The organism is Microcoleus sp. Pol11C3 (assembly GCF_036701485.1).
In the GTDB taxonomy this organism is placed as follows: Bacteria; Cyanobacteriota; Cyanobacteriia; order Cyanobacteriales; family Microcoleaceae; genus Microcoleus.
Map to the genome: position 1 here is coordinate 1 of NZ_JAUBQW010000156.1, position 13,871 is coordinate 13,871.

At 45.1% G+C, this 13,871-nt stretch carries 10 protein-coding genes and 2 pseudogenes; 5 read left to right on the plus strand and 7 right to left on the minus strand.

Annotated features, from left to right (window positions below):
- Positions 1–246: 246 nt before the first annotated feature.
- From QUA40_RS29145 to QUA40_RS24580, 3 genes and pseudogenes are all read left to right on the plus strand, one after another.
- A pseudogene (locus tag QUA40_RS29145) lies at positions 247–1,236 on the plus strand (IS1634 family transposase); the annotation flags it as partial.
- Positions 1,209–1,475, plus strand: a pseudogene (locus tag QUA40_RS24575) (transposase); the annotation flags it as partial. The pseudogenes QUA40_RS29145 and QUA40_RS24575, both read left to right, overlap by 28 nt.
- Positions 1,476–1,551: 76 nt before the next feature.
- Positions 1,552–1,896, plus strand: a complete 345-nt coding sequence (locus tag QUA40_RS24580; RefSeq protein WP_333130735.1) for a TPR end-of-group domain-containing protein — start codon at positions 1,552–1,554, stop codon at positions 1,894–1,896.
- 89 nt (positions 1,897–1,985) lie between these two features.
- Here the strand turns inward: QUA40_RS24580 and QUA40_RS24585 are convergent, their stop codons facing one another.
- Positions 1,986–3,068 carry an HNH endonuclease gene (locus QUA40_RS24585; RefSeq protein WP_333130737.1) on the minus strand — a complete coding sequence of 361 codons (1,083 nt, stop codon included), beginning with the start codon at positions 3,066–3,068 and terminating at the stop codon, positions 1,986–1,988.
- Between the two features lie 436 nt (positions 3,069–3,504).
- Positions 3,505–4,377, minus strand: coding sequence for an S-methyl-5'-thioadenosine phosphorylase (locus QUA40_RS24590; protein ID WP_333130739.1), 873 nt, complete (start codon positions 4,375–4,377; stop codon positions 3,505–3,507).
- A 209-nt stretch (positions 4,378–4,586) separates the two neighbouring features.
- Between QUA40_RS24590 and QUA40_RS24595 the strand changes: the two genes are divergently transcribed.
- Positions 4,587–4,793, plus strand: a complete 207-nt coding sequence (locus tag QUA40_RS24595) for a hypothetical protein (RefSeq protein ID WP_333130740.1) — start codon at positions 4,587–4,589, stop codon at positions 4,791–4,793.
- 144 nt (positions 4,794–4,937) lie between these two features.
- On the opposite strand, the gene QUA40_RS24600 is transcribed toward QUA40_RS24595, so the two are convergent.
- The 3 genes from QUA40_RS24600 to QUA40_RS24610 all read right to left on the minus strand — a co-directional run bounded on the left by QUA40_RS24600 (position 4,938) and on the right by QUA40_RS24610 (position 7,830).
- Positions 4,938–5,777, minus strand: coding sequence for a Tab2/Atab2 family RNA-binding protein (locus QUA40_RS24600; protein ID WP_333130742.1), 840 nt, complete (start codon positions 5,775–5,777; stop codon positions 4,938–4,940).
- Positions 5,778–6,060: 283 nt separating this feature from the next.
- Entirely contained in the window at positions 6,061–7,266 is a 1,206-nt protein-coding gene (locus tag QUA40_RS24605) for an adenylate/guanylate cyclase domain-containing protein (RefSeq protein ID WP_333130744.1), read from the minus strand.
- A gap of 21 nt (positions 7,267–7,287) precedes the next feature.
- Complete coding sequence (locus QUA40_RS24610) at positions 7,288–7,830, minus strand: peroxidase-related enzyme (protein ID WP_333130746.1); 543 nt, start codon at positions 7,828–7,830, stop codon at positions 7,288–7,290.
- Positions 7,831–8,420: 590 nt separating this feature from the next.
- On the opposite strand from QUA40_RS24610, the gene QUA40_RS24615 reads away from it, so the two are divergent.
- Positions 8,421–9,689, plus strand: coding sequence for a valine--pyruvate transaminase (locus QUA40_RS24615; protein ID WP_333130749.1), 1,269 nt, complete (start codon positions 8,421–8,423; stop codon positions 9,687–9,689).
- Between the two features lie 324 nt (positions 9,690–10,013).
- Here QUA40_RS24615 and QUA40_RS24620 read toward each other — a convergent pair whose 3' ends face one another.
- Both QUA40_RS24620 and sat read right to left on the minus strand, forming a co-directional pair.
- Complete coding sequence (locus tag QUA40_RS24620; RefSeq protein WP_333130751.1) at positions 10,014–12,185, minus strand: caspase family protein; 2,172 nt, start codon at positions 12,183–12,185, stop codon at positions 10,014–10,016.
- A 206-nt stretch (positions 12,186–12,391) separates the two neighbouring features.
- Positions 12,392–13,573 (minus strand): sulfate adenylyltransferase, encoded by a 1,182-nt coding sequence (gene sat, locus QUA40_RS24625; RefSeq protein ID WP_333130753.1) that lies wholly within the window; start codon positions 13,571–13,573, stop codon positions 12,392–12,394.
- Positions 13,574–13,871: the final 298 nt, after the last annotated feature.

Consider the following 13,871-nt stretch of genomic DNA (forward strand, 5'->3'; position numbering starts at 1 on the left):
GAGTTTCACACGTTTGAGCTTGTTAAGAAAGTCCCTCTTGACTTTCTATCGCTCTTCTTAACTTGTCACCAATGAGTCGTACCTCATATGAGAGCTCGAAAGGCTATATCCCACATTCCGCAGATATGCCTCCAAATTTAAAATTATTAAATTTGGAGGCATGAAAACCTGAAATAAATACCTAGCTCATATTTCAAGTTTTGCTAAGATTAGATAATAGAGTCAGCAACACAGGTGTAAAAAATCATGAATCAGCCCCAAAACGAAATTAAAGTCCTCAACATAGACCATTTAGGAAGAATAGCCGGAATTATCGATGAAATGGAACTGGTAGAATTAGTGAATCAACAAGTGGGTATCAAGAAAAAAGAGATGCTAACTCCCGGACAAATAATGAAAGCGATGATTCTGAATGGATTAGGTTTTTTGAGCGCCCCCTTATACCTATTTGAACACTTTTTTATCGGCAAAGCAACAGAACATCTCATTGGAGAAGGAGTATTACCATCACATTTAAATGATGACCGACTAGCCAGAGTATTAGACAAATATTATGCAGTAGGCACAACACAAATATTTACAGCAATCGCCCTAAAAACCGCCTAAAAATTTCAAGTAAAAATGAATAGCATACATTTGGACGGAACTTCAATGTATGTACATGGGGAATACGCAAAGCCGTCAGAAAAAGGAGTCAATTCAGTCAAGATTGAAGGAGAAGTGAAAATTCAAGAATTTGAGCCTGAATCAGACATGAAAGCCATAGAGCTCAAACATGGATATTCAAGGGATCATCGACCAGACCTCAAGCAATTTATAATTGACATGATTTGTACAGGAGAGGGAGACATACCATTATATCTCAAAATAGACTCAGGAAATATCGATGACAAAAGTGTGTTTGTAGAGCGATTAAAAAAAATCAAAAAATCCTGGACATTTGAAGGAATAAATGTAGCCGATAGTGCCTTATATACCAAAGATAATCTCATCGCCCTGCTCGAAATGAAATGGATAACTAGAGTTCTTTTAAGTATAAAATTAGCTCAAAAGAAAATTTTAAATATCGAAAATGAGCAATGGACAGACAGTGAAATATCAGGATATAAAATGGTCGAAAAATTAAGTAATTATCGAGAAGTCGAACAAAGATGGTTGATAGTAGAAAGTGAAGGGAGGAAAAAATCAAGTATTCAACAAATAAATAAGCAAGTAGAAAAACAAAAAGAAAAAGCATCAAAATAATTGAAACAGAAATGCCTAACCTTCATTTAGAATTCCTCCCCGAATACAGCCCCGACTATAACTTAATTGAATTAGTATGGCATTCGGCAAAAGAATATATTGCCAATCGACTTTTTACATCTATTGAAGAGTTAGAGTATTTATTGCACCGCCTCTTAAATGAAGGGCAATTAATAATTAAATGGGGTCGCAAAATCAAAAATAAGGGCAATGCTTGTATCACAGTTTAAATGTGCAACAGCTTAGGAATGGAATATGAACAATTAATAGAGTTGATTCGATCGCCTGAGTTATTAGTTTTCCAAAATGCAGGAGTACGAACAAGCAGTAATTTCTTACAATCAAGCCCTACAAATTAAAAACGATTATACTGACGCTTGGAACAATCGAGGCGTTGCACTCTCCAAATTGCAAAAATACGAAGCTGCGATCGCTTCCTACGACAATGCTGCTAAAATTCGACCTGACTTTTACAGAATTTGGTACAACAAAGCCCGATGTTATGCACTACAAGGTAAAATTGAATTAGCCATTGAAAATTTAAAGCGCGCCCTCAATCTCAATCCGAATGTGTGTAAAGAGTTGGCAAAAAGTGAAGCTGATTTGGAGAAGATTCGCGAACATGAGGCATTCAAGCAGTTGATCAGTTAATAGCTGGAATTCTAGGCTGAGTGACCACAAATTATTTCTAATTTATCACTGGTGACTCATAAAAGTCACGCACCGAAAAATTACGCTATCTACATTCGATCTATCAATTCATCAGAAGTCACACAAAGTCTTGTGCTGTCTCGATTACTTTTGCCAATATTACACTTTTTGCAAAGAGTTTGTAGATTACTCATATCGTTAGAACCACCTTTTGAGCGGGGGATAATGTGGTCAACTTCCAATAAAACTCCATCTTCCCGTGCCGATCTACCACAGCTAAGACATTTCCATTTATCTCTAGCAAGTACACCCCACCATTTACCTGCTCTCACAAAAGAATAACTGTCTAGTTCAGGCATTTCTGAAGAATCGAAATCTTCCTCCTCGCTTTCTTCTGTTTCTATGTCATTTTCGGTATTTTTAAAAGCGAGATAAAATTCTTTGAATTGCTCAAGCCTATTTTCAAGCTGAGGTTCTCGTCCTTCACCAATACAAATAAATGATTCTGCTAAAGCGTATAAGAGGATGAATGCAATAATTAGTTCAGACAATCCTCGCCCTGGACTGACAGGAAAGTAGTATTTTGGTGAGATCAACCTTATAGCATCTGACCCTACTTCATCAGGCACAATTGCCTGATGAAGAGGCAGAACTTCAAATTCAGGATTATACGTCGTATGTGAAATACGTGCTACCGATAATAGTGGCATTAAAACCTCGCTATACTTAGCGACAAGTTGGGAAATTCTTGCCACGTAAGCATCATCTACGCCTTGACGAAATGGCATTAGCTCAGCATGAATTGTTCCACTAGGAAATACCTTAAACGTCAGATAAGTGGGATGAAGAAAGAATGGCTGTCCATTTCTCTTGAGAATTTTGAGGGGTTTGTCACCCCGTTTTGCAATAATTCCAATATGAACAAAGCCATAGTCTTTGTTCTCCTTTGCTTTATCTCGATGACTTGGAGAGTAGGCAAAAGTCATTCTCTCGTATGGATTCACATCGTAGACTTGCGCCACAATATCAAGGGTATAACGCAGTAACGTTTCTAGCCGAGGAAAGAAATAATTTTGCAGTGTTGAAAGCCTGGTTTTAGTGTCAGGGATATTGAAAATTTGAGTATCTCTATCTTCAAAAATTACTTCATTAATATTGTGACTATCTTGCACGTTTCTGACTCCATGTATTTCACGAGCTATTCAATCACACCGAGCGAGAGCTGGCTAGTTGGCTGTATTCCTAACTTGTGGTGTGAAATCCAATGTGACTTTTCCTTCCCACGTAAAATTTATCGAGATGGCTGTTTACTTAGACTAAGCAAGCCAAATATTTATTATACCGAAATTTTTCGTATATTCAACTCCTAAGTCACACAAATCCGAAACTGAGAATTAGATTTACAAGTTGATACAGTACGAGCAAAAAGAAGTCGTTCTATGCCAACTGTTCTCACACGGGAGGAAGTTCTAGCAATTATTAATCATTTATCGGAGTCATCAACTGCTCGTAAAATTACTTTCACGATTAGATAGTTGACATGACCCCGACGGATAGTATGCGCTAGCTCAAGATTGTGGTATTTACTGGCGCGAAACCGATGACTAATTACAAATATTTCTGCAACAACAAACCCATTTTCTCCTTAGTTCCAGCCGGCACTTGATCCAGCCGAGTCAGAATTGCATATTTCAAAGCTGAATGCGACTCGGAAACGGGGGGATTTTCTGTTAACCTCCGTACTGTTTCTTGAATGGCTTTTTGGGCATTTGCTGCATTGCGGTGCAAGTTTGCAACTACCATTTCTACAGTTACGCTGTCGTGATCCTCATGCCAGCAGTCATAATCGGTGACTAATGCTAAAGTTGCGTAGGCAATTTCTGCTTCTCTGGCTAATTTTGCTTCCGGCAAATTTGTCATCCCGATGACTGTCGCCCCCCAACTGCGGTAAAGGTGGGATTCTGCTTTTGTGGAAAATGCGGGGCCTTCCATGCAGACGTAGGTGCCGCCCCGGTGGAGGTTAACGTCGGGGAGGTTCAAGGATTCGATCGCACTTGCCAATACTTTAGCCAATTCGCCGCAAACCGGATCGCCGAAGGTGATGTGAGCAACAATTCCTTCTCCAAAAAAGGTAGAAACTCGATTTTTTGTACGATCGATAAACTGATCCGGCACTACCATATCTAAAGGTTTCGCCTCAGCTTTCAGAGAACCAACCGCCGACGCTGAGATTAAATACTCAACTCCCAAACTCTTCATTGCATAAATATTTGCGCGATACGGCACTTCTGATGGCAAAAAAGTGTGGTTGCGGCCGTGTCTAGCCAGAAATGCTACTGGCGTACCGTCCAATGTTCCCACAATTGCGGCATCCGATGGCGTTCCAAAAGGTGTATCAATTTTTACCTCTTGAATATCCTTGAGGGCCTCCATTTTATACAAACCGCTGCCGCCGATAATTCCGATTTTTGCTTGTGCCATTTTTACTTTCTGCTTGAGTTTTACAAGAGTGATTCTATCGGGCCATCGTTAAGTTGGGGTAAAGATAATTGAAGATTTCGTGACAACAGTCACCCGATATACACTATATTGTCACCAAAAGTATGTGATATTAATCACAGTATGACTTCACAAAATCTTTAAAAATAAAGGTACATAGTTCTGTTAGTTATTTTTAGCGTGTTAAGACCATGACAGTCAGCTCTGCTAACCTCCCCAAAATCTCGATCGAGGCGATCGTCGAGCGCATCTTTGCTTTTCGGCAAATTACCCCCCTTGACAGACGGCTGCTGAAGTCAGCAATGCTAGCGGAGAAAGGTGTTAACGAAAAAGACCACTCTCACATCAACCGAGTGTGTCAGGGCATCCGAAACGGATTGATTTTAGTTGTGGAATAACTTTGCTACACTATCTCTGGCTAGCTCAAGAAGCTGTTTTAAAAGTTGTGTTTGAGTCTGTATCTCCGGGAACTGAGTTCGCACAATGTTTTACTATTTTTCGGCGCGCGATTGAGCGACATAAAAAATAATATTATTTACATCTTATCTATCAAAATTTAGCAGCCAAAAGCCTGTATATGTCATGCCACTATCATCGGGCTGCACTAACAAAAAATGTAATCCTTTACTTAAGTGCTTGCGCTGTTGGTAAATTTGGGCCGCTGCTTTTACCTCGCTATCTTCAAAAGTAGCCACAATCCACCTATCTACTAACCCAGCTTCCAATATCAATCCATCGGGTTCTCCAGCAATATAATTCAAAGCCAAAGGTTTGGCATCCTGAAGCCATCTAGCCAACCGCATAGACTGGCGTCCGCCGTCAATCACAACTCCCGGTACGGGTACTGTTGAAGCCAAGCCCAAATTCAGCGGTAACAGCAATTCTGGCATTTCCAAAATTGGCAGGGGACGCTCTTGGAAAGCCTCTTCAATGTCGCCGGCGGGTAGGGAAGCAAAACGCCAGCCATCGCCCCAGAGGTTTTCAGGTAAGGGTACGGGCGGTGGCGAGTCGAGGGCGATCGCACTGTAAGTTTCACCTGTATAATTAGGCATACTCGAATATTCTTTTGCGCGTTGTTGCAGCAGCAATTTCAGAGCCGCAGTGCGCCGAGTCGCTTCTACCTTGATACCCAAAACTTTGCCCGCAGCTTCGATTAAGCCCAGAGACTGAGGCCTAAATACTTGAATTAAGTCCGGCAAATTCAGAGTTTGAGCTTGCTGCTGCAGCTGCGAGGCTACCCAATTAGAATTTGCGGCGCCCTGGGGGCAAACAGCGCTAAATTGAAAACTGCCTTCCGAGTCGCAAATTAAGAGTTCCCAAAGGGGTTTGCCAGTTTCGTCTTGGAGAGGGCGGCGGTAGAAATCGGCTTGCCAAATACGCATAAATAATTAAAAATTAAAATATACAACTCGATCATTTTAATATAGCTTGGGGGCACGGCGATACAATACCGCTCCCCTGAGAAAAAACTTCTAGCGATATATTCTCAGTTCATAGTTGAGTTTTATTTCCATATCTAACACCCGTTAAAAAAACTGCAACTGTAGGCCAGTGCTCCCAACCGTGCTAATAATCAGTCATTCCCAATTCTAAAATCTAAAATCTAAAATAGAATAACGGCTCGCTTAGCCATCCTCCTTTAGCAATTAATTAGCCATTCCCCATTTATTTAAGATGGTGAACCAAATACATATCCAACTCGCCTTTATTTTTAGCATAAATTTTTCCTCGGTATTCGCATTCAAAAAAATCTCTAACTAATTCAAATGTGTCGTGAGAGATATTGATATTTCCAGGTACGCCGGAAGATTCCATCCGAGATGCAGTATTAACTGTATCTCCCCAGACATCATAGGAAAACTTTTTATTGCCAATTACCCCAGCCAGTATTGGGCCTGAATGAATGCCAATGCGAATATCCCAATAAGGAATATTTTGTTGAGCTTTCTGCAATTTCCGCAAATCCATGAACTGTCGAATTTCTAGGGCAGCAAGTACAGCATCAAAGGCGTGTGTTGGGCGAGGCGTAGGAATTCCCGCCGCGCACATATAGCTGTCGCCAATAGTCTTCAGTTTTTCCATAGAGTATTTATCCATCACGCGATCGAAATAAGAAAAACAATAGTCTAGTTCGTCAACCAACTCTCGCGGCGTCATGTTTTCAGATAACTGAGTAAAGCCTTTAAAGTCAGTAAATAAAACCGATACGCAATCATAATAAAGTGGTTCCACTTTGCCGTTATTTTTGAGTTCCTCGGCAATTTCAACGGGGAGCACGTTCAACAGTAGCTGGTCAGATTTGTGCTTTTCGGCATCGAGTTCGGAATACAGGCTATTTATCTCTTTAAAGCGTTCAGCATTGCGGATGGCTGAGGATAGTTGCAAAGCCAAAAGATAGCCAATCCGCAAGTCTTCTTGAGTGTAAGCCCGCGGCTTGGTTGTGGCAAAATTAATGGTTCCTAAAACCTTACCTTCGCTTTCCAAGGGAAGGATAATTTGCGAAGCGTAGGGGGATAAAATAGCAGTAGCACCCGCTTCTTGAATTAATTGAGGTTGACGTGTTGTGAAAGCCTTCTTAATAGGGCCGCCCTCTGCGAGGGTTGAAATATCTACAGGGATATGCGGGCCAAATAAGGTCATGCAAGCATTAGTGCTGTGCAGACAAACGCTACAGTGTTCAAAGTCCAGCAGCCATTTGGCTTGCTTGCCTACTACTCGTAAAATCTGGGTGAGATCGAGGGTGCGGTTAATGGCAGTGGCAATTTCATTGACGGCGGAAATGCGGATGGAAAGCGCTTGAGCTTCTGCTAACAAACGGCGGGCTGTCAACAGAAGTTCTTCTCGATCTTGATCTTCTAGCCGATCGCCCATAATAGGAGTATAAGATATAGATTACAAAGCATCTATTTCCAGGGCAATGGAATCGGTATATCGGTTGACAAAGCTAAACAGGTCGGCTGTGGCAATAATCTCAAAGATTTCAGAATCATCTAGCCCTAAATCCCGCAGGTTTTGGTAATCGGTTTCTGTCATTTCCAGAGGTTTTGTAGCAGCCAGCAAGCCAAAGGTAATTACGGCTTTATCACGTTTTGGTAAAGGGCAGTTGGCAAAGTCAGAAACTAGGGTTCGCAGGATTTCTTCGCTCATCCCCAACGCTGATAATCCGTGCAGGTGAACTTGGAGAGCGTACTCGCTAGCATTGGATTGGGAAATAGCGACGCCGACCATTTCTTTAAGCGTGCGGGGTAAGTCTCCTTGCAGGATGGTTCCCCGGAATTTTTTCCAATTTGCTTCTAATAGGTCAGGGTTGATTGCCATTGACTTGAACAGGTTGGGGACGATGCCAAACCCCAAGTCTGTCAAGATTTCTTCGTACACTGCTTTGGCTTTAGGATCGGTAAGTTGCTCGTATTCTGTAAGTGGAAAGTGGGTCATTGTTGTGTTGAACTTTACGGCAGTTAATTGGGGTTGGAATTTACATATTTGTTATGTAAGACCACTCAAAGGGCGGCCTTACGATCTATCTTGGCTTGAGCCGGATTGATGATGAAATGCACCGCTGTCAGCAAACCGCGAATCATGAAAATGAGCTAGCAACAAATCTGATTTTAGAGGCTGGATTAAACCTGCAATTATAGCAGTAACCGGAGCCAATAATATGCTGTTGCGATCGGGTTATAGTGCTAATCTTAGATGTTTCCAATGGCTGCTGTCAAGTATGGCCAATTCATGGGGCGCGGCGATGTGAAATCTTACCACAACTCTTGAATTAGAGATTGCTGTTCCGTTCGCTAATTGTTAGGCAGAAAACACTGTTTGATAGCTCAATCCGGCTCCATAAATGCCCTAAATCTTATGCTCCGGCGCGCGCACAGGGGAAGACACAAAACGCTGTGCGATCGAGTTTATTGCATTAATTCAGATGCTCCATCGACAACCGATGCCCCAGACAAGCTACGCTAACGCCTGCGACTAGAGTTATTATGGGTAAACTGTAAACTTCTATCATTGTCGCTGCATTTGCTATGAACCCTGCCCTGACTCAATTTGGCGCTCAGATGTCCCACCTCACGGGAGTGCGGGCAATTATGAAAGATATTATTGAAACTCTCAGAGCCGGCAGCGGGCAGGAGTTTATCAATTTGAGCGCCGGAAATCCGGTTATTTTGCCGGAAGTCGAGCAGTTGTGGCGCGACTGTACTGCGGAACTTTTGGCGGGCCCGGAATACGGTGAGGTGGTTTGCCGCTACGGTTCGAGTCAAGGCTATCAGCCGTTGATTGATGCGGTGCGGACGGATTTTAACCAGCGTTACGGACTGAGTTTGACCGATCGCAATATCCTAATTACTCCTGGAAGTCAATCGATTTACTTCTACGCAGCCAACGCTTTCGGCGGCTACACTACCAGCAAACAGCTTAAAAATATTGTTTTACCGCTGAGCCCAGACTACACGGGTTACGGCGGCGTTAGCTTGATTCCTGAAGCGGTAGTCGCCTGCAAACCCACCCTCGATATTGATGCAGCCGCCCACAGGTTCAAATACCGCCCGGATTTCAGCCAATTGTCGATCGACCAAACCACCGGTTGCGTCATTTTTTCCCGTCCCTGCAACCCCACCGGCAACGTTCTCACCGACGACGAAGTTAAGAAAATTGCCGATTTAGCTGCCAGTTTCGACGTGCCGGTGTTCGTTGATTCCGCCTACGGCCCTCCCTTCCCGGCTTTGAATTTTACCGAAATGACGCCGATTTTTGGCGGCAATATCGTGCACTGTATGAGTTTGTCGAAAGCCGGATTACCGGGTGAAAGAATCGGAATTGCGATCGGCGATGAAAAAATCATTCAAATATTAGAATGTTTTCAGACCAATATGTGCATTCATTCGCCAAGATACGGACAGGCGATCGCAACTCGGGCCATTGCTTCCGGCGCTCTTGCCGATATTTCCATCAACGTAATTCGGCCGTACTATCAAAGCAAATTTGCGATCGTAGAAACCACCCTAGAACAAGCAATGCCGAAAGATTTGCCGTGGTTTTTGCACCGGGGCGAAGGAGCAATTTTCGCGTGGTTGTGGCTGAAAGATTTGCCAATGACTGATTGGGAACTGTATCAAGAGTTGAAAAAAGTCGGCGTAATTGTCGTGCCTGGAAGTTCTTTCTTCCCTGGTTTGCGGGAAGATTGGCAGCACAAACATGAGTGTTTACGCATCAGTTTGACTGCAACAAATGATGAGATTGAAACTGCCATGAAACGCTTGGCTCAAATGGTAGAAAAGCTTTATCAGTCTTGATTTATTATACCAAATTCGCAGAAATCCACCTCCTTTCTGATTCGGCGGTGGAAACCGCTCTACAAGTCAAACTTTCGTCAGCCTCCGCAGACAAGCGAGATCAAGGGGGTATTTAAGCCGAATTTGGTAGGATTTCTCAGTCTTGCGTAGGTGGAGTTTGTTTGTGTAGTTTGAGGTCAAAAGCGATTTACAGCACTTCCGGCTATTATGAAGCACACCTTTACTCGTATCCCTTTCCTGTCCTAACTTTCGATACTGTCTACGTACCTCATAGCTGCCGGAAGTGCTGTAAATCGCCGACTACGATCGAGGAGTTTTTAACAATTACACCACCCGATAAACAAAACTCAGAGTTGCCCAAACATTCACATCCAAAGCCCAATCATCCGTCGATATCCCCACTTTCTGCACCCCCGGAATGCTAGCGGCGTGCAAATCTTCGAGTACCGCCCGCACCACATTTAAAGGATTCAACAACACTCGAATTGGCAGGGCATCCCTCGTTTGCTGCATTTCGGCTTCTATTGCAGCCAGAGTTTGAGCGAAGGTCTTCTCACTAAATATAATAAAAGTTTCCGCAACTCCGATCGGCCCAGATACCGCCCACCCGCTCGCCCCAGCCGCAGGCACGGTCAAATTCTCCCCTGGAGCGATCGCCCGCGACATAACTCCCACAGATTCTTTGCCCTCAGTGCCGATCACTGACAGCCGTCCCGCGCTGTCCGAGCAAAACACCGCAAAATAAACCGGGCGATCGCTGTCGTTATACAATGTGTACCGAACTCGGCTGCCTTCTGGCAAACTTAGTATATGAGCGCTGGCGGATTTCTCCCTTTCCCCGCTCAGCGGTTCCAGCCGATAATCACCGCCGGCCCGCACAGATTCCCGCTGCGCCACCGCCCGCGCTTGCGGCGCGAGAGTTGCCAGAGTTGCCCGCACCTTGAGCAGCGAAGACCCCTCATTAGCTGTCAGCCGCAGCAACTTCCCCGCTAGCAGGGTTTTTAACTGCGGAGTCAACCGCTGCACCGCCATCTTGACGGCTTCTCCCCCGTCGCCCTCAGTATCGGGAATCAGCATTTGACCCAAAGAAAACAAACCGTAGCGGCCTCGATCCAAAACAGGCCCAGCCGAGACAGTTTCGGCTAAAGTCGTTTCCGGGACTCTGCCGAACCGACAGTCAGCCGGTTGCTCGTTGCCTACCGCCGTAAGTTGCAGCAAAGTCGAGAAAGCACTGGTGGCGTCCACGCGCTCGATGCGTTCCAAACCCGAGTCCAAAGCTACTGTCAAACCGATATTTCGCGGCAATACCCGAATTTCTTCCCTCACCAGTTCGCCGACTGTTAATTGGCCATCTGTTTGAGCAGACCCATCTAAAACTTGGGCTTTAGCAGAGAGGCCCGTGCGTCCCCGCAGCAAAAGCCTCGCGCCCGCTGAAGAATCCACTGCAAACACAGAACCCACGCAGCACTCCAAAACCCCGGGCGACAACCCGCCCAGCCACAACTGCACAGTTTTGCCTCCGTCTTCCACCGCCGTTACAGCGCCGTCAGATGCAGGGGAATTCAAAATTAAATTTGAAAAATTCACCGCTGGCGCGGTTGTTAAATTGTGATTGAGAATTTGCGGTTGCTGCGATAACCCCGCCAGCTTGCTGTAAACATTACCCGCCGCGCGGCTGAAACTGACGCTAAAGCTGCTAGCGGGAGTTGCCCACCACAAAGTTTGGGTGAGGGCGTAGGTAAATAAACCTGCGGTAAATCCGTTCCACTCTTGTTCCGCGGCGAGTTGGGAATCCGCACCCGCGACCAGTAAGGTGGCGTCCGGACGGAGATTTGTGCGGGAGCGGAGGTCTTGGGCAAACGTTAATTCTGCGAGGCTTGGCTCGCCGATTGTGGGGCGGGGGCGGGAGCGAATGCGAAAGTTGCCGTTTTTGGAGAAACCCGGATAGGTGTAGCTGGTGTCGAGGATGGCGATCGCATTTTCTGTCGCGAGCGATCGCATCAGCAGCAACAGCGTTTCCTCTAAAATATCGTTCACTGCCCGGTTTGCTAGCAGTGGCAAAACATCATCCACCGGCACCAAACTGTTTTGGATTTTTCCGGGAGACTCGCCCAAGCTGACTCGACTACCGCAGCCGCTAAAGTGAAAAACTACCACGTCACCGGGTTTTGCTTGTTCCCTCAAGTGAGTCACAAAAGCCGTCTCGATATTCTCCCTCGTAGCTTGAGCGTCAGTCAAAGTCAAAATGTCCGACGGCACAAACCCAAACCGATAAATCAGCAGTTCCCGCTGCAATTCCACATCCGTGACGCAGCCGCGCAGAGGCGAGTCTGGATATTTGTCAACGCCCACCAATAAAGCCAATTTCCTGGCTGTCGGCTGCGCTAAGGCTTGGAGGTAGCGCGAGCCCAACGGCAGCCACAAAGCCTCACTGATGCCGATGGCGGCCAGCACCCGGCCAGCTTGCTGCAAAAATTCCCGCCGCTTGAGTCCCATTTTTAAATAGATTTGAATTTTAAGTTTTGAATTTTAAGTTAAATTCCCCTCAATAATTTTAGGGGAATTAATTAGATTGTGAGTGTTTAGTATGAAGGTAGTTTTAAGTTTTAACTTTTGAGCTTTAAGTTTAAAATTTCCCATTTAAAACTCAAAACTCAAAATTAAAAACTATGCAGAATGTCGCCCCCACCAATTTTCAAGATTTAAATCTCGTAATTGAAAATATTCATTGCCTTGGCTAATTCTGCCGCGACTTCGGGCCGGGAAAACTGCGGCGGCGGCAATTTTCCAGCGCGCAGCATTTCCCGAACTTTGGTTCCCGACAAATGCACCCGTTGTTCGGGAGTGCTTGGGCTTGTTTTAGTTGTAGCCATTTGTTCCGTCAGTGTGCAATAGAAAGCGTGCTCGAATTTCATCGGCACAATTCCCAATTCTCCCGGCTCAAATTCGTCAAAAATATATTGGGCATCGTAAGTGCCGTAATAATCGCCAACTCCAGCGTGATCGCGCCCCACGATAAAGTGAGTGCAGCCGTAGTTTTTGCGGATTAAAGCATGAAAAATTGCTTCTCGCGGCCCGGCGTAGCGCATCGCCGCAGGATTAATTGCCAAAATTACGCGATCTTTTGGATAGTATTTTTCTAGCAGAATTTCGTAGCAGCGCATCCGCACGTCAGCGGCGATATCGTCATCTTTTGTCGTCCCGACTAGCGGGTGCAGAAACAAGCCGTCTACTGTTTCTAAGGCGCATTTTTGGATGTATTCGTGGGCCCGGTGGATGGGGTTTCTGGTTTGGAAACCGACTATGGTTTTCCATCCTTTTTCTGTGAACAGCATTCTCGATTTTGCCGGGTCAATTTGGTATTGGGGAAACCGGGGGTCTAGTCCGCGTTCCAGCAGCCAAACATCGCCTGCGAGGTTAACGGGCCCGGATTTGTCTACTACTTGGACGCCCGGGTGTTTGAGGTCGTCGGTGCGGTAGACGTTGAGGGCTTCTTCTTCTTTGCTGTAGTGGTATTTTTCTGCAAGTTCCAAGAGCCCGACAAATTCGCCCGCCGGCGAATCGAGGCGCACTAAAGTGCCTTCTTTGAGGGAGTCGGCGACGGCTTGGGAGACCGACAGGGTGATGGGAACCGACCAAGGCAGGCCGTTGGAAAGGCGCATTTGTTTAACGACCGATCGATAATCAGCTTCGTTCATGAACCCTTTGAGGGGACTCAGGGCGCCTATGGCGATCATTTGCAGGTCGGAGATCGATCGATCCGAAAGCTGGACTCGCGGCAGGGACTCTGCTTTGTCGAAAAATTCTTGTCTTTGGTCTAGTGTGGCAATGCGGTTGACCAGGATGCCGCCGTGAGGGGCAATGCGGTCTGAATGCTGGCTCATGTCGATTTGAAGTTGTGGGTTTTAGCTGCCAGAGTATATCCTACCAAAGTATTGTTACAATTAATTAATTTTCCTCACTAAGTCGGCACACATGGTTTTGAATGTTGGTATTAACCATAATTTATTTCTCCACTCATGACATTTTATAATTTATTAGTGAAATCTATCGATTTCTGGCAAAAGCATTCAGGATTGAGCAATCTCAAAACTCATACTATTTATGGCTCTTCAGAACTTGTGGTGATAACTTTATCTAATCAAGTGCTAAAATGTTTAATGTTTTTGAGTGGTTAAATCT